Annotated in this window: 15 protein-coding genes; 13 read left to right on the top strand and 2 right to left on the bottom strand. The window is 30.5% G+C overall.

What is annotated here, in order from left to right; translation table 11 throughout:
* The first annotated feature begins 28 nt into the window (after window positions 1-28).
* From dapA to HGB55_RS08375, 12 genes are all read left to right on the top strand, one after another.
* Window positions 29-904, top strand: coding sequence for a 4-hydroxy-tetrahydrodipicolinate synthase (gene dapA / locus HGB55_RS08430; RefSeq protein ID WP_168816455.1), 876 nt, complete (start codon window positions 29-31; stop codon window positions 902-904).
* Between the two features lie 52 nt (window positions 905-956).
* Window positions 957-1,475, top strand: a complete 519-nt coding sequence (locus HGB55_RS08425; protein ID WP_168816454.1) for a ferritin — start codon at window positions 957-959, stop codon at window positions 1,473-1,475.
* A 121-nt stretch (window positions 1,476-1,596) separates the two neighbouring features.
* Entirely contained in the window at window positions 1,597-2,424 is an 828-nt protein-coding gene (locus HGB55_RS08420) for an outer membrane protein assembly factor BamD (RefSeq protein ID WP_168816453.1), read from the top strand.
* The gene (locus HGB55_RS08415; RefSeq protein ID WP_168816452.1) at window positions 2,414-2,740 is read left to right on the top strand and encodes a DNA-directed RNA polymerase subunit omega; all 327 of its coding nucleotides are present in this window, start codon (window positions 2,414-2,416) and stop codon (window positions 2,738-2,740) included. The genes HGB55_RS08420 and HGB55_RS08415 overlap by 11 nt, the downstream gene beginning before the upstream one ends.
* Complete coding sequence (gene coaBC, locus HGB55_RS08410; protein ID WP_168816451.1) at window positions 2,741-3,955, top strand: bifunctional phosphopantothenoylcysteine decarboxylase/phosphopantothenate--cysteine ligase CoaBC; 1,215 nt, start codon at window positions 2,741-2,743, stop codon at window positions 3,953-3,955.
* Window positions 3,948-4,835 carry a DUF4835 family protein gene (locus tag HGB55_RS08405; protein ID WP_168816450.1) on the top strand — a complete coding sequence of 296 codons (888 nt, stop codon included), beginning with the start codon at window positions 3,948-3,950 and terminating at the stop codon, window positions 4,833-4,835. Before coaBC ends, HGB55_RS08405 begins: the two co-directional genes overlap by 8 nt.
* Window positions 4,836-4,858: 23 nt before the next feature.
* Window positions 4,859-6,511, top strand: coding sequence for a DNA repair protein RecN (gene recN, locus HGB55_RS08400; RefSeq protein WP_168816449.1), 1,653 nt, complete (start codon window positions 4,859-4,861; stop codon window positions 6,509-6,511).
* Window positions 6,512-6,564: 53 nt separating this feature from the next.
* Entirely contained in the window at window positions 6,565-7,428 is an 864-nt protein-coding gene (locus HGB55_RS08395; RefSeq protein WP_168816448.1) for an enoyl-ACP reductase, read from the top strand.
* Between the two features lie 194 nt (window positions 7,429-7,622).
* Entirely contained in the window at window positions 7,623-8,498 is an 876-nt protein-coding gene (locus HGB55_RS08390; protein WP_168816447.1) for an electron transfer flavoprotein subunit beta/FixA family protein, read from the top strand.
* Between the two features lie 28 nt (window positions 8,499-8,526).
* Window positions 8,527-9,546 carry an electron transfer flavoprotein subunit alpha/FixB family protein gene (locus HGB55_RS08385; protein WP_168816446.1) on the top strand — a complete coding sequence of 340 codons (1,020 nt, stop codon included), beginning with the start codon at window positions 8,527-8,529 and terminating at the stop codon, window positions 9,544-9,546.
* Window positions 9,547-9,717: 171 nt separating this feature from the next.
* Entirely contained in the window at window positions 9,718-11,451 is a 1,734-nt protein-coding gene (locus HGB55_RS08380; protein WP_168816445.1) for an acyl-CoA dehydrogenase family protein, read from the top strand.
* Between the two features lie 115 nt (window positions 11,452-11,566).
* Complete coding sequence (locus tag HGB55_RS08375) at window positions 11,567-12,550, top strand: glycosyltransferase (RefSeq protein ID WP_168816444.1); 984 nt, start codon at window positions 11,567-11,569, stop codon at window positions 12,548-12,550.
* Here HGB55_RS08375 and HGB55_RS08370 read toward each other — a convergent pair.
* Together HGB55_RS08370 and HGB55_RS08365 are read right to left on the bottom strand one after the other, a co-directional pair.
* Complete coding sequence (locus HGB55_RS08370; RefSeq protein WP_168816443.1) at window positions 12,478-12,870, bottom strand: PLDc N-terminal domain-containing protein; 393 nt, start codon at window positions 12,868-12,870, stop codon at window positions 12,478-12,480. The genes HGB55_RS08375 and HGB55_RS08370 overlap by 73 nt on opposite strands.
* A gap of 65 nt (window positions 12,871-12,935) precedes the next feature.
* Window positions 12,936-15,470, bottom strand: coding sequence for an ATP-dependent Clp protease ATP-binding subunit (locus tag HGB55_RS08365; protein ID WP_168816442.1), 2,535 nt, complete (start codon window positions 15,468-15,470; stop codon window positions 12,936-12,938).
* 258 nt (window positions 15,471-15,728) lie between these two features.
* Here HGB55_RS08365 and gyrA point away from each other — a divergent pair, with 258 nt between their 5' ends.
* Window positions 15,729-18,257 carry a DNA gyrase subunit A gene (gene gyrA, locus HGB55_RS08360; protein WP_168816441.1) on the top strand — a complete coding sequence of 843 codons (2,529 nt, stop codon included), beginning with the start codon at window positions 15,729-15,731 and terminating at the stop codon, window positions 18,255-18,257.
* Window positions 18,258-18,261: the final 4 nt, after the last annotated feature.

Genomic DNA, 18,261 nt, shown 5'->3' with positions numbered 1-18,261 from the left:
CAATTAAAAACAATATAATTTTAAACAAATGAAAGAATTGTTAGGGACTGGAGTAGCATTGGTAACACCTTTTAACGAAGATAAATCAGTAGATTTTGAAGGTTTAGAACGTTTAGTGAACTTTCAAATAGAAAATGGTATAAATTACTTAGTTGTTTTAGGAACTACCGGTGAGCCGGCAACTTTAACAGCAGAAGAAAAAGAACAAGTAAAAAATACAATAATAAAAGTAAACAATGGGAGATTACCTTTAGTTCTAGGTATTGGAGGTAATAATACTGCTGCCGTTGTAAATGAAGTACAAACTACAGATTTATCGGCTTTTACGGCAATATTATCTGTTTCTCCATATTATAATAAACCTTCACAAGAAGGAATTTACCAACATTTTAAAGCAATAGCTGAAGCAAGTTCGAAGCCAATTATTATTTACAATGTTCCGGGAAGAACAGGTAAGAATATTGAAGCAACTACTGTAATTAGATTGGCAAACGACTTTAAAAATATAGTTGCAGTTAAAGAAGCCGCAGGTGATATTGTGCAAGCGATGCGTTTAATTCAACACAAGCCAAAAGATTTCATGGTAATTTCAGGAGATGATATGATTGCTTTACCAATGGTTTTAGCAGGTGGTGCAGGTGTAATTTCAGTAATAGGTCAAGGGTTGCCAAAAGATTTTTCTGAAATGATACAGCAAGGTTTAAGCGGAAATGTAAATGAAGCATACAAACTACATTATAAAGTAATGGATAGTATTGATTATATTTTTGAAGAAGGAAATCCGGCAGGAATTAAAGCATTATTAAGTAAAATAAATATTTGTTCTTTAAATGTGCGTTTGCCTTTGGTAAAGGCTTCAGATTTATTACAGCAAAAAATAAATAAGTATATTGATATTTATTAGTAATTTTACTTCGAGTTATTATAATTATTAACCATAAAAATCTACTACAATTATGTTATCGGAAAAAATGCAATCAGCTTTAAATAAGCAAATAAAAATAGAGGCCGAATCTTCTCAAATATATTTAGCAATGGCATCTTGGTCAGAAGTTAAAGGTTTAGAAGGTGTTTCTCAATTTATGTATAATCAATCAGACGAAGAAAGAATGCATATGTTGAAATTTTTCAAATACATAAATGAAAGAGGAGGGCATGCCATAGTTTCAGAGCTTAGTGCGCCGGCTATAGAGTTTGGATCTATCAAAGAAATGTTTGAAACGCTATTTAAACATGAGGTGTTTGTATCTCAATCAATAAATGAACTTGTTCATATTGCTTTAGAAGAAAAAGATTATGCTACACACAACTTTTTACAATGGTATGTAGCAGAGCAAATTGAAGAAGAAGCGCAAGCAAGAACTATTTTAGATAAAATAAATTTAATTGGCGACGATAAAGGAGGATTGTATTTATTTGATAATGATATAAAAAATCTTCAAGTTGATAGTTCGGTTGCTCCACCTACAGCGTAATAATTAACAAACAATTAAGATTGTAAGGTAAACTTTATTGTAATCAGCTAGTTATTTTTGTGGATTGTTTATGATAAAAAAATCATTTTAATAATCCATAATAAATAACTAATTTTGCAAAATGCGAAAAATTAAAATTTATATTTTCATTTTATTGATTGCTACAGGTTTTTCTTCTTGTAGTGAATATCAAAAGGTATTAAATAAAGGTACTGTTGAAAAACAGTATCAATTTGCTACTAAATTATACGAAGAGCAAAAGTTTAATAAAGCCATTCAATTGTTCGAAAAAATTACGCCAAGTTATAGAGGAAAACCTCAAATGGAGCGTATTCAATATATGGTAGCGCAATCTCATTACAATACAAAACAATATAGCTTATCGGCATATTATTTTGATAAGTTTGTAAAAAACTATCCTAAAAGTTCAAAAATTGAAGAAGCAGCATTTTTATCAGCTCATAGTTATTATTTAGCTTCTCCTGTATATAGTTTAGATCAAAAGGATACTAAAGAAGCACTTACAGCATTACAAAATTTTATTTATAAATACCCAAGCTCAGATAAAATTCCTGAAGCAAATAAGTTTATAAAAGAATTAACATATAAATTAGAAAAAAAATCTTTTGAAATAGCAAAGCAATATTATCATACTGAAGATTATATTGCTGCAATTGTTGCATTTGATAATTTAATGTCTGATTATTTAGGTACATCTTTTAAAGAAGATGCATTATATTACAAGTTTTTAGCTTCGTATAAATTAGGTATAAACAGTATTATTATTAAAAAGGAAGAAAGACTAAAAGAAGCAATAAAATTTCACGAAAGATTTAAAAGAAATTTTCCTGATTCTGAATATTTGAAAGAAACTGAAGAATTAAAAGAAAACTTAGAAAAAGAATTAAACTCTTTACTAGCATTAAAAACTGAAACTGATGGATTATAAAAACTCAAATGCGGCTACAACTACTATAACTTATGACAAAAATAAGATTGAAGCCCCAACAAACAACATTTATGAAGCTATAACAATAATAGCTAAAAGAGCTCAACAAATTAACGGTGATTTAAAAAATGAACTAATTGAAAAATTAGAAGAATTTGCTACTTATACTGATAGTTTAGATGAGGTTTTTGAAAATAAAGAACAAATAGAAGTTTCTAAATTCTATGAAAAATTACCAAAGCCTACTGCAATTGCTGTTGAAGAATGGTTGGAAGGTAAAATTTATCACAGAAACCCTGAAGAACCACAAAAATAAATGTCTGTTTTAAGCGGTAAAAATATACTCTTAGGTGTTACAGCCGGTATTGCTGCTTATAAAACGGCACATTTGGTACGACTTTTTGTTAAAGCAGGTGCGCAGGTAAAAGTAGTAATGACACCTGCTTCAAAAGACTTTGTTACATCACTTACATTATCAACATTATCTAAAAATCCGGTATATTCTACTTTTTTTGACAAAGGAGATGAAGAAAATGAAGAGTGGAATAGCCATGTAGATTTAGGTTTATGGGCCAACTATATGGTTGTTGCTCCGGCTACAGCAAACACACTTTCAAAAATGGCAAATGGTGTTTGCGATAATTTATTGTTAGCCACATATTTATCAGCAAAGTGTAAAGTGTATTTTGCACCTGCAATGGATTTAGATATGTATCAGCACCCTGCAACTAAGCAAAGTATTCAAAAATTGCAAAGTTTTGGCAATGTTTTTATACCACCTTCAAGTGGTGAACTTGCAAGTGGTTTAGTGGGTGAAGGACGTATGGAAGAACCTGAAAATATCATTTCTTTTATTGAAAATGATATTTTAAACAGTTTGCCATTATTGAATAAAAAAGTTTTAATTACAGCCGGGCCAACTTATGAAGCTATAGATCCTGTACGTTTTATTGGAAATCATTCTTCCGGTAAAATGGGATTTGAACTCGCTAAAGCAGCAGCTAATTTAGGAGCAGAGGTTTACTTGATAACAGGTCCTTCAAACGAGAAAATCTCTCACTCATTAATTCATCGAATTGATGTAGTAAGCGCCGATGAAATGTATAGCGAAGTACATAAAATATATTCGAAAGTTGATGTGGCAATTCTTTCTGCCGCAGTTTCTGATTATAAGCCAAAATATACAGCTCAAAATAAAATAAAGAAATCGGAAGATACGTTTACAATAGAGTTAGTTAAAACACAAGATATTTTGGCGTCACTAGGTAAAATTAAAGAAAAACAGTTTTTGGTTGGCTTTGCTTTAGAAACTGATAACGAAATTAAAAATGCTCTTACAAAATTAAAAAATAAGAATTTAGATTTAATTGTATTGAATTCACTTCAAGACAAAGGTGCTGGTTTTAAAGAAGACACAAATAAAGTTGCTATAATTGATAAAGTCGAAAAAATTTCGGAATTTGGTCTGAAATCTAAGGCTGAAGTGGCTACCGATATATTTAATGAAATTTTGAATAAAATTTATGCGTAAAATAGTTCAAATAGTACTCGTCTTTTTTGTGGCTGTTCAGTTAAATGCACAGGAGTTAAATTGTACAATTACAGTAAATGCCGATAAAATTCCGGGGTCTAATAAACAAATATTTACTACGCTGCAAAATTCGTTAAACGAATTTGTAAATCAAAAACATTGGACAAATTACAATTACAAACCTCAAGAACGTATACATTGTAATTTAACACTAACCATTTTAGAACAAAATGGGAATGATTACAAAGGTCATATTCAAATTCAATCATCGCGTCCGGTTTATAATTCAACTTATTTAACTCCGGTTTTTAATTTTAAAGATGATAATTTTTCTTTTCAATATATAGAGTTTGAACCGTTACAATTCAATCAAAACTCTTTTGAATCTAATTTAGTGTCTGTAGTATCATTTTATGTTTATACCATTTTAGGTATGGATGCTGATACTTTTGTATTAAATGGTGGAAGCCCATTTTTTACAAGAGCGCAAAATATAGTTGTACAAGCACAACAAAGTGGTTATGTAGGATGGAACCAAAATGATGGTACAAACACAAGATTTACTTTAATTGACAATGTTTTGTCTCCAACGTATAGTTTGTTTAGAAACACAATTTACAGTTATCATATTAAAGGACTTGATGCTATGAGTAATGATAAAAAAGTAGCTAAGCAAAACATTGCGAAGTCAATAGAAACCTTAAAAGCAATTTATAATACGCGTCCTAATGCATTTTTATTACGTGTATTTATGGATTCTAAAGCTGATGAAATTGTTGATATTTTTTCTGACGGCCCAAGATATGAAACATTCACCCTAAAAGAAGACTTATTAAAAATTTCACCAATAAACGCTTCTAAGTGGAATGAAATAAAGTAAATTCTTAACATTAAATAACAAGAATGCTTACAAATCTTTCCATAAAAAACTTTGCATTAATAGAAAGTTTATCAGTCAATTTTAAAGATAATTTATCTATTATTACAGGAGAAACAGGCGCCGGTAAATCTATTTTATTGGGTGCTTTAGGTTTGGTTTTAGGGAAAAGAGCAGATTCTACTTCATTAAAATATAACGACAAAAAATGTATAATTGAAGCGCAATTCCAAATTTCAAATTATAAGTTAGAGTCGTTTTTTAATGAAAATGATATTGATTTTGAAAAAGACACTATTATTCGACGTGAAATTTTACCAAGCGGAAAATCACGAGCATTTATAAACGATACACCTACAACAATTCAGGTTTTACAGGATTTGAGTGAAAAATTAATTGATGTGCATTCGCAACATCAAACATTACAGTTATCTGATGTTAATTTTCAGTTTAAAATTATTGATGCACTCGCTAATAATTCTGCAAAAATTGAATCGTATCAAAGAGGATTGCAATTATTCAATAAATTATCAAAAGAATTAAGAAATCTTAAAATAAATCAGGAAAAAGAGCAAGAGCAATACGAGTATAATTTGCATTTGTTTAAAGAGTTAGAAACTGCAAATTTACAAGTTGATGAACAGGAAGAAATTGAGCAATCTTTAGATAAACTAAATAATATTGAAGAAATTAAACTCAATTTAGCAGAAGCTCAGGCCTTAGCTTTTAATGATGAAATTGGTTTACAAGCATTATTGCATTCTTTTTCGGGTAATTTGCATAAAATTGCAGCTTATTCAAACGAATATAAAGAGTTAAGTGATAGAATTGTTAGTTTAAAAATAGAGTTTGAAGACATTGCCAATGAAGTTGAGAACTTAAATGAAAATGTAAGTTTTGATCCGGTTGAATTAGAAAAGTTAAATGATAGATTGCAGTTAATTTATAATTTACAAAAAAAACATTCTGTTTCGTTTATTTCAGAATTATTAGCTGTTCAAGAAGAACTTTCAATAAAAGTTGATGCTGTAGAAAATTCTTCAGCCATAATTTCAGCAAAAGAAAATGAAGTAAAAAAGGTTGCCGTAAAAATTGATAAATTAGCCAAAATAATTTTTGATGAACGTAAAAAAGCGATTCCTGTATTGATAAAAAAACTGGAAGATATTCTTATAAATTTAGGAATGGAAAATACCCGATTTAAATTCAATTTAAATCATACACATAACTATTTTTCTAATGGGAAGGATGAATTGCAATTATTAATATCAGCAAATAAGGGAACAAATTTTGGCGAATTAAAAAAGATAGCCTCTGGCGGAGAAATGTCTAGAATAATGTTGGCTGTAAAAGCAATTTTATCAGAATATTTAAACTTACCAACTATTATTTTTGATGAAATTGATAGTGGTGTATCTGGTGATGTTTCTCAAAAAATGGCTGAGATTATGCAACAAATGAGCGAGAATATGCAGGTAATAACAATTACGCATTTACCTCAAATTGCTGCAAAAGGAGTGCAACATTATAAAGTGTATAAAGAAGATATTGATAATAACATAGTTACAAAATTAAAATATTTAACGGATAATGAGCGTGTTAATGAAATTGCAGAAATGTTAAGTGGAAAAGATATTACCGAGACAGCAATTGAGCACGCAAAACAACTGTTAAATTAAGAAATTACTATATTTGCGACCAATTAAAACTAAAAACTAAATAAAATACGATTATGTATAACTTACTTAAAGGTAAAAGAGGAATTATATTTGGAGCCTTAGATTCAAAATCTATAGCATGGAAAGTTGCAGAAAGAGCTCATGAAGAAGGAGCGAAATTTGTTTTAACAAATGCTCCAGTTGCTTTAAGACTTGGAACTATTTCTGAATTGGCTGAAAAAACCGGATCTATAGTAATTCCTGCAGATGCAACGTCAATGATGGATCTTGAGGATTTAATAGATAAATCAATGGAAATTTTAGGAGGTAAAATTGATTTTGTATTACATTCAATTGGTATGTCAGTAAATGTTCGTAGAGGAAATCATTATACAAATCAAGATTATAATTTTACAAAAACAGGTTGGGATGTATCTGCGCTATCTTTTCATAGATTGATGAGTATGTTATATAAAAAAGATGCTATGAGTGAATGGGGAAGTATTGTAGCTTTAACGTATATGGCAGCTCAAAGAGTATTTCCGGATTATAATGATATGGCTGATAACAAAGCGTATTTAGAATCTGTTGCTCGTAGTTTTGGGTATTTCTTTGGGCGTGATAAAAAAGTAAGAGTAAATACAATTTCACAATCACCAACTGTAACTACTGCCGGAAGTGGTGTAAAAGGTTTTGATGGTTTTTTAGCCTTTGCGGATAAGATGTCTCCATTAGGGAATGCTTCTGCTTTAGAATGTGCAGATTATACAATAAGTTTATTTTCAGATCTTACTAAAAAAGTAACACTTCAAAACTTATTTCATGATGGAGGATTTTCTAATATGGGAGTTAGCACAGCTATAATGGATGAATTTATGAAAAAAGAAATTTCTGAAGAATTAGGAGTTGAAGAACCAAAAAAGAGTACAAAAAAGTAGATTTAAGTACTTTATAAATTAAAAAAAAGCGAGAATTTTTAAAATTCTCGCTTTTTTTGTGCGCTTATAAAATTGAATTTAGGTTACCTACACTATATAAAATTAAATTTTAGAAGTATGAGTATTATCACGTTTTTCCAGAATTAAATATTTTAATTTTGATAGAATTAAATATATACAAGTAATATTATTCTATGAGACCACTTAAAATTATAGTACTGGCAAAACAAGTGCCAGATACAAGAAATGTAGGTCCTGATGCCATGAAACCTGATGGTACAGTTAACAGAGGTAAACTTTCAACAATTTTCAATCCGGATGATTTACATGCGTTAGAACTTGCATTAAATATTAAAGATAGAGTAGCAGGCTCAGAAGTTATTGTATTAACAATGGGACCAAAACGCGCAGCAGATATTATTAGAGAAGGTTATTACCGGGGAGCCGATAATGGAATTATGATTTCTGACAAACGGTTTGGTGGAGCTGATACATTAGCAACAAGCTACACACTTGTAAAAGGTATAAATAAATTAGCTCCTTTCGATCTTATTCTTGGTGGTAGACAAGCCATTGATGGAGATACTGCGCAAGTTGGTCCGCAATGTGCTGATAAATTAAAAATACCGCAAGTAACCTACGTAGAAGAAATTTTAGAAATTAGAGATAAGGAGATTATAGCAAAAAGACGTTTAGAAAAAGGAGTTGAAACTGTTTCTTCAACTTTTCCTTGTTTAATGACGGTTCATGGTTCTTCTCCGGATTGCAGATCAAGACATGCAAAAAAAGTGATGAAATATAAATATGCAAGAACAGAAACAGAACTTAGATCAGCAGATGAGATGTTAATTTCGTTGCATCAAAAAAGACCTCATTTAACTATTCCTGAATGGAGTGTAGAAGATATTAATGCTGATATGGATAAAATAGGTTTATCGGGTTCTCCTACCAAAGTAAAAAGTGTAGAAAGTGTTGTATTAACATCAAGTGAAGCTAAAATATTAAGTGATTCAGATGTTGATATAGAGAATATGATTAAAGAACTAATTGAGCATCATACGATTGGTTAAGAGTGCTATAACTTTAAAATAGTTAAAAATGAAAAGTGTATTTGTATACTGCGAAGTAGAAAATAAAAAAGTAGCAGAAATAAGTCAAGAGTTATTATCAGCAGGAAAAAGATTAGCCCAAAAGTTAGGATGTCCGTTAGAAGCAATGGTATTTGGATCAAAATTAAAAGATATTTCAAAACAAATAGCACCTTATGGTGTAGATAAGTTATATGTTGCAGACGATGAGCGTTTAGAACCTTATAGAACATTACCACACGCTGCTTTAGCAACAGAAATTTTAAAAAAGCAAAATCCTCAAATTGTATTGTTTGGAGCAACATCCGTCGGTAGAGATTTAGCACCAAGAATAGCTTCTGTATTAAATTGTGGACTTACGGCAGATTGCACAATTCTAGATATTGGAGATCATTTCGTTAAAAAAGAAAAGAAAGAGTATAAAGATTTGTTGTATGCAATAAGGCCAGCTTTTGGAGGAAGTATTATGGCTAATATTATCAATTGGGATATGCATCCGCAAATGGCTACAGTTAGAGAAGGTGTTATGAAAAAAGAAATTTTTGATGCAGATTACTCAACAGAAATTATAAATATTGATGTAAATTCAATAGTAAAAGATGAAGATTTTATTGTAAAAATTATTGAACGACATATAGAAGAATCAGATGTAAATCTTAAAGAAGCACCAATTATTGTTGCAGGTGGTTATGGAGTTGGTTCTAAAGAAAATTTTCAGCATTTAAAAGATTTAGCTGATTTGTTAGGTGGAGAAGTAGGGGGTTCCAGAGCTGCTGTTGATGCAGGCTTTATAGATCATAATCGTCAAATTGGACAAACAGGAACTACGGTTAGACCAAAATTGTATATCGCTGCAGGAATTTCCGGTGCAATACAACATACAGCAGGTATGCAAGATGCATCTATGATAATTTCTATTAATAATGATCCTGATGCACCAATTAATAAATTAGCAGATTATGTTATTGAAGGAGATTTAGGAGAAGTAGTTCCTAAAATGATAAAGTATTATAAAAAGAACGCAAAATAAAATAATAACTATAATTAAAGAGAAACTCTAAAATAATTAAGAGACGTCATTCTGAACTTGTTTCAGAATCTCACGATATTTTTACCAATTTTAATGAGAACCTGAAATAAATTCAGGTTGACGAAAATTTTTGGTTTTAGATAGTTCTTTGAAAATATAAAAATATACAAAATGGATAATTTTTTTACAGATACGCCCGATTTTAAATTTCATTTAGAGCATCCAATCGTTAAAAAGATTGTAAAATTAAAAGAACGAAATTTTACGGAATCAGAAATGTATGATTATGCTCCTTTAAATCATGAAGATGCTATCGATACCTATGAAAAAATATTAGAAATTGTAGGAGATATTTGTGCCAATACCATTTCAAGTAATGCAGAGTCTGTTGATGTTGAAGGTCCTCATATAGAAAATAATGAAGTTGTATATGCAAAAGGAACTACTGCCGATTATAAAGCTTTGTACGATGCAGGTTTAATTGGGATGTCTTTGCCAAGAAAATATGATGGACTTAATTTTCCACTACTTCCTTATGTAATGGCGGCAGAAATGGTGGCAAGAGCTGATGCCGGATTTGCTAATATTTGGGGATTGCAAGATTGTGCTGAAACAATTTATGAATTTGGATCAGAAGAGCAAAAAGAAAAATATTTACCACGTTTTAATAGAGATGGAGCAACTGCAGCTATGGTTTTAACAGAACCTGATGCAGGATCTGATTTACAATCTGTAAAACTAAAAGCCACATTCGATGAAAAGGAGAATACTTGGAAACTAAATGGAGTAAAAAGATTTATAACCAATGGAGATGCAGATATTTCATTAGTTTTGGCAAGATCAGAAGAAGGTACTACTGATGCGAGAGGACTATCAATGTTTATTTATGATCGCAATGACCATGCGGTAGAGGTAAGACACTTAGAAAAGAAATTAGGAATAAAAGGCTCACCAACTTGTGAGTTAGTTTTTAAAGACGCTCCAGCAGAATTGGTTGGGAAGGAAAGATTCGGATTAATTAAATATGTAATGGCTTTAATGAATTCTGCTCGTTTGGGTGTTGGTGCTCAATCAGTAGGTATTGCTGATGCTGCTTATCGAGAAGCTTTAAAATATGCTGAAGAAAGAGCTCAATTTGGTAAAGTAATTGTGAAATTCCCTGCTGTTTATGAGATGATTACCAATATGAAAATTCGCATAGATGCTCTACGTTCATTATTGTATGAAACTACAAGATTTGTAGATATTTCTAAAGTGTATGAAGATGTTATGAATGATAGACCTTTAGAGAAAGAGGAAAGAATGGAAATGAAACATTATATGAAATTATCAAATGTATTTACTCCATTAATTAAACTTACAGCAAGTGAAGCTTGTAATAAAATAGCCTATGACTCATTGCAAATTCATGGAGGAACAGGTTTTATGCAAGATTTTCCTATAGAACGGATTTATAGAGATGCTAGAATTACTTCTATTTATGAAGGCACTACACAATTACAGGCGGTTGCAGCTATTAAAGGTGTAACAACATCAGTTTTCTTAGAACAAATTAGAAGTTATGATGCTGAGGTTTCTGAAGAAAATCAAATTTTAAAGGAAAAGCTACAAGAAATGACTTCTAAATATGAAGAAACTTCTACTAAAGTGATAGAAACTCATAATCAAGAGTTATTAGATTTTCATTCAAGAAGGTTGGTAGAAATGGCAGGTAATATCATTATGGGATATTTATTGGTACTAAATGCTCAGCGTGATGAGAAGTTTAGTAAATCAGCTAAATTATATGTTAATTTAGTTAGTTCTGAGAATAATGAAATGTATGATTATATCAATAATTTTGAAATTGAAAATCTGGAGTTATATAAACTTGAAGAAGAAAAAGTTTTAGAAGAACAACTTTAAATTATCAATAAATATAAATAAGATCTGCTTATATTTAAGTAGGTCTTTTCTTTTAAGATTGGTTTGTCATATTTACCCAAATTAACTTAACTTTGAATTTATTAAAAATCTATGAGTGGAGTTCCAATTTTCTATTATCATTCCTGTTTATAATCGCCCTCAAGAAATTGATGAACTGTTATTAAGTTTAACTAAGCAAACATATACCGATAGTTTTGAAGTTATTATTGTTGAAGATGGGTCAACTTTAAAGGCTGATGAAATAGTTTTAAAATATTCTGATAAATTAAATTTAAAATATTTTTTTAAAGAAAATAGTGGTGCAGGGGCAAGTAGAAATTTTGGAATGGAAAGATCTTCCGGTAATTATTATATCGTTTTTGATTCCGACTGTATAATTCCGCCCCAATATTTAACTGAAGTTGATAAGGCATTATCACAAAATTTTACCGATGCTTTTGGTGGAGCTGATGCAGCAGATGAATCTTTTACAAAAATTCAAAAAGCTATTAATTATAGTATGACTTCCTTTTTTACTACAGGAGGAATTAGAGGGAATAAAAAGGCGGTTGATAAATTTCAGCCTCGAAGTTTTAATTTTGGTATGTCCAAAAATGCTTTTGAAATCACCAAGGGTTTTAGCTCAATGAAAATAGGTGAAGATATTGATTTAACTTTTAGATTATGGGCACATAATTTTGAAACTCAGTTTATTGAAAAAGCATATGTTTACCATAAACGCAGAACCACTTTAAAACAGTTTTTTAAACAAATTTTTTCATTTGGTAAAGCAAGACCTCTATTAAATAAAAAATATCCTAAAACAGCAAAAATAACCTATTGGTTTCCAACTTTTTTTATACTGATGTTGGCTATATCGTTAATACTTCTAATTTTTGATTTTCAGTTGTTTGCTATAGCTTTTTTAATCTATTTTTTGGTGCTTTTTATTGACTCATTAATAAAGAGCAGGTCATTAGCAGTTGCTTTTTTAAGTTTAATTACAACCGTTATTCAGTTTTTAGGTTACGGAATGGGTTTTGTTAAAGGATTACTCTCAGTTAATTTTGGTTTTAGAGGTAAAATTTCTATGAAATAATACACAACAGAACCTATAATTCCTGCAAAAACTAAAATTAAAGTCCACATTATTTTTTTATTGGTTTCGTTTTCAGGATTGTTGATAGTGTGAACAATATAGTAGATTTTAATCCCTAAACTTGTTAAACCGGCAATAATTATTAACGTAATAATTCCAAATAGTGATTGTATGAACTCTATAGGAAATTCATTTTGATGATTTTCCAGTTCGATTATATTCTCTAAAAAGAAAATAAAAAAGAAAATAAAGAAAACTATAAATAAAATAAAAGGTAAAAAAGTAAATATACCTAACCAAATTTTTGTTGAAGATCTCATAATTATAGAATTGTTAAATATCTTCTTTAAAAATAGCTAATTTTTTTCAAAAAAAAGGTTGAGAATTACTCAACCTTATCTTTTCCTTTACTTATTTTAATTGTAAGCTCGTTACTATCTTCATCTAAATCCATAAAAATAGAATCTCCCTCACTAAGTTTAGAGTTAACAATTTCTTCAGCCAAGGCATCTTCAATATATTTCTGAATAGCACGTTTTAAAGGTCGTGCCCCATATTGTTTATCAAAACCTTTATCGGCAATATAGTCTTTAGCGTTATCAGTTAAAGTTAAATTGTAACCTAAATCTTCTATACGTTTGATAAGTTTGTTTAACTCTATGTCAATTATTGAATGAATATCTTCTCGTTCTAAAGCATTAAATACAATTACATCATCAATTCTATTTAAAAATTCAGGTGCAAAAGATTTTTTAAGAGCATTTTCAATAACTTTTTTGGCATTATCATCAGCTTGAGCAGTTTTTGCTGCAGTGCCAAATCCAACACCTGTTCCAAAATCTTTTAATTGACGAGAACCAATGTTAGATGTCATAATAATAATTGTATTTCTAAAATCAATTTTTCTTCCAAGGCTGTCAGTTATATGTCCGTCATCCAAAATTTGTAATAACATATTAAAAACATCGGGATGTGCTTTTTCAATTTCATCTAAAAGAACAACAGCATAAGGTTTTCTTCTTATTTTTTCAGTAAGTTGTCCGCCTTCTTCGTAACCAACATAACCTGGAGGAGCTCCAATAAGTCTAGAAATAGCGAATTTTTCCATGTATTCGCTCATATCAATTCTAACTAAAGCATCTTCACTGTCAAACAATTCAGTTGCCAGTATTTTTGCAAGTTGAGTTTTACCAACACCGGTTTGACCTAAAAAGATAAAAGAACCAATAGGTTTGTTAGGGTCTTTAAGTCCAACTCTGTTACGTTGGATGGCTTTTACAACTTTAGATACAGCTTCATCTTGGCCTATAACTTTACCTTTTATAAGATTTGGTAAATCGTGTAATCTATGGCTTTCGGCTTCAGCAACTCTATTTACAGGTATACCGGTCATCATAGAAACAACTTCGGCAACATTATCTTCGGTAACAATTTCTCTGTGTAATTTTGAAGCTTCTTCCCATTTTTGTTGTTCAGTTTGCAACAAAGTTTCAACACGTTTTTCATCGTCTCGTAAACGAGCTGCTTCTTCATATTTCTGGCCGTTTACAGCAGCAGTTTTATCTTCTCTTATTTTTTCTAATTCAGCTTCAAGTTGAAGTACTTCTTTTGGAACAATTATATTTGTGATATGTATACGAGAACCAGATTCATCCATAGCATCAATAGCTTTGTCCGGTAAAAATCGATCCGTCATATATCTATTAGTTAATTTTACACAAGCTTCAATTGCTTGGTCAGTAAAATCAACATTATGATGATCTTCATATTTATCTTTTATATTGTGCAGAATTTGAATTGTTTCTTCAACAGAAGTTGGTTCAACAATCACTTTTTGAAATCTGCGTTCAAGGGCTCCATCCTTTTCAATATTTGTACGGAACTCATCTAAAGTAGTGGCACCAATACATTGAATTTCTCCACGAGCCAAAGCTGGTTTTAACATGTTTGAAGCATCTAAAGAACCTGTAGCTCCACCGGCACCAACAATAGTGTGGATTTCATCAATAAATAAAATTATTTCATCATTTTTTTCTAACTCATTCATAAGGGCTTTCATACGTTCTTCAAACTGTCCGCGATATTTTGTACCAGCAACCAAACTTGCCAAATCTAATGAAACGATACGTTTATTAAATAAAATTCGAGAAACTTTACGTTGAATAATACGTAATGCCAAACCTTCAGCTATAGCAGATTTACCAACACCCGGTTCTCCAATTAACATTGGGTTGTTTTTTTTTCTGCGACTTAAAATTTGTGATACGCGTTCTATCTCCTTTTTTCTACCAACAACAGGGTCTAATTTTCCTTCTTCTGCCAAACGGGTTAAATCACGTCCAAAATTGTCCAAAACAGGAGTTCTGGATTTTTTAGGTGCAACTTTACCACCTTTAGGTTGTTCAAACGGATTCGATTTTGGAGAATCAAAATCGTCATCAGAAGTATCTTCAGCTCTTGGTAAATTTATTTCTTCGTCAAAATAAAGTTGTTTAAATATAGTTTTAACATCTTCATAAGTAACATCAAAATTGTGTAATAATTTTGTAGTAGGATCATTTTCATTTCGTAAAATACATAACAATAAATGAGCAGTATTTACGGATTCACTTTGGTATAATTTAGCTTCTAAAAAAGTGGTTTTTAGCGCTTTTTCGGCTTGTCTTGTTAAGTGTAAGCTTTTCTTCTCAGTAGTGGTTTCAATAGTAGGGTTGATAGGACTTAAACCTTCAATTTTTTTACGTAAGTGATCTAAGTTAATATCTAAAGAATTTAATATTTCAATAGCTTTTCCATCTCCCTTTCTTAACATACCTAACATTAGGTGTTCTGTACCAATAAAATCATGCCCTAAGCGTAGGGCTTCCTCCTTGCTGTAAGCAATTACATCTTTAACTTTTGGTGAAAAATTTTCGTCCATTCTTATATGTTTATATTGTAAAATTAACTGATTTTTTTCTTTTTTTTATATAAAAACGAAATCACTTTTCTGAATTTTATTAAAACAGGTAATTTTTGAATGTAAAAAACACTGAAAACCAGAGTGTTATAAGGGTGTTATTGAAGTGCGTAATTGTTGATAAAAATTATAAAAACATACCTTTAAATTGGTTGTAAAAAAGTGAAATATTGTATATTGCTTTGTTAAAATTTGACACTAAAATAAAATTAAAATTATATGGCAGACGGAGAAAAACTGATACCAATTAATATTGAAGATGAAATGAAATCTGCATACATTGATTATTCAATGTCAGTGATTGTTTCAAGAGCATTACCAGATGTGCGAGATGGTTTAAAACCAGTACATAGAAGAGTGTTATACGGAATGCATGAATTAGGAATTAAAGCTACAGGATCTTATAAAAAATCAGCCAGGGTTGTTGGGGAAGTTTTAGGAAAATATCATCCACATGGAGATACTTCTGTTTACGATTCTATGGTGCGTATGGCTCAAGATTGGAGTGTGCGTTATATGATGGTTGACGGTCAAGGTAACTTTGGGTCTGTAGATGGAGATAGCCCGGCAGCAATGCGTTATACAGAGGTGCGTATGCAGAAAATTTCGGAAGAAATGCTTTCTGATATTGAAAAGGATACTGTAGATCATAAATTGAATTTTGATGACACGTTAAATGAACCTACTGTTTTACCAACACGTATTCCAAATTTATTGGTAAATGGAGCTTCAGGTATTGCTGTAGGTATGGCAACTAACATGGCACCTCATAATTTAACAGAAGTTATAAACGGAACTTTAGCATATATTGATAATAGAAATATTGAAATTTCTGAATTAATGCAATATGTAAAAGCTCCTGATTTTCCAACCGGAGGTATAATTTATGGCTACGAAGGTGTTAAAGAAGCTTTTGAAACCGGAAGAGGAAGAATTATAATGCGTGCTAAGGCAACTATTGAAGAAGTTAATGGTAGAGAATGTATTATTGTTACAGAAATTCCTTATCAGGTAAATAAAGCAGAAATGATTAAAAAAACTGCTGAATTGGTAAATGAAAAAAAACTAGAAGGAATTGCTAATATACGTGATGAGTCTGATAGAAATGGAATGCGTGTAGTATATGTGTTAAAAAGAGATGCAATACCAAACATAGTTTTAAATAAATTATATAAGTACACAGCTTTACAAACTTCATTTAGTGTAAATAATATTGCACTTGTTAATGGTAGACCAAGACAATTAAACTTAAAGCAATTAATTCATTATTTTGTTGAACATAGACATGAAGTTGTAGTTAGAAGAACAGAATTTGAACTTAAAAAAGCTGAGTCAAGAGCTCATATTTTAGAAGGTTTAATTATAGCTAGTGATAATATTGATGAGGTTATAAAAATAATTAGAGCTTCTTCTAATGCCGACGAAGCAAGAGATAGTTTGATAGAAAGATTTGAGTTAAGTGAAATTCAAGCTAAGGCTATAGTTGAAATGCGTTTACGCCAATTAACAGGTCTGGAGCAAGATAAACTTAGATCAGAGTATGAAGATATTATTAAATTAATTGCTGATTTAAAAGATATCTTATCTAATGAAGATAGACGATATGAGATTATAAAAGAAGAACTTATTGCTATAAAAGATAAATATGGTGATGACCGTAGATCTATAATTGAATATGCCGGAGGAGATTTATCAATAGAAGATATGATTCCAAACTCTAGCGTAGTGGTAACTATATCTCATGCCGGTTACGTTAAAAGAACTAATCTTGATGAGTATAAAGTTCAAAATAGAGGAGGAAGAGGGCAAAAAGGAGCAACAACTCGTAATGAAGATTTCTTAGAACATTTATTTGTCGGAACCAATCATCAATATATGCTTTTCTTCACTCAAAAAGGAAAAGTATTTTGGATGCGTGTTTATGAAATACCTGAAGGAGGCAAAAATTCAAAAGGTAGAGCAATTCAAAATCTAATAAATATAGAACAAGATGATAAGGTTAAGGCATTTCTTGTAACTGAAGATTTGAAAGATGAAGAATATGTAAATAGCCATTATGTAATTATGGCTACTAAAAAAGGTCAAGTTAAAAAAACTTCGTTAGAACAATATTCTCGCCCAAGAACAAATGGTATAAATGCAATTACTATTAAAGAAGATGACGAATTATTAGAAGCTAAACTTACAACAGGCGATAGTCAAGTAATGTTGGCAGTTAAATCTGGTAAAGCAATTAGGTTCGAAGAAAGTAAAACACGACCTATGGGTAGAAATGCTTCGGGTGTAAGAGGTATTACTTTAGCAAATAAAAAAGATGAAGTTATTGGAATGATAGCTGTAAATGATGATGAAAGTAACATTTTGGTTGTTTCTGAAAATGGTTATGGTAAAAGATCCAGTTTAGATGATTATAGAATTACAAATCGTGGAGGAAAAGGTGTAAAAACTATTAATATTACGGGAAAAACAGGTAATTTAGTGGCTATAAAAAATGTGACTGATGAAGATGATTTGATGATTATTAATAAATCAGGAATTACAATCAGGTTAGCAGTTACAGACCTTAGAATAATGGGACGTGCAACGCAAGGTGTAAAACTGATTAATATTAAAGAAAACGACTCTATAGCTGCGGTAGCAAAAGTAATGCATGAAGATGAAGTGATGGATGAAAATGAAAATGGCACGGAAATTGAAAATAATACGGAAATTGAAAATAATAATGAAGAAAATAAAAACCAAGAATAAATCA

Source organism: Lutibacter sp. B1, from assembly GCF_012524075.1.
GTDB lineage: Bacteria > Bacteroidota > Bacteroidia > Flavobacteriales > Flavobacteriaceae > Lutibacter.
Note: the sequence above shows the minus strand (reverse complement) of the source record. Positions and strands in the feature narration are given on the sequence as shown.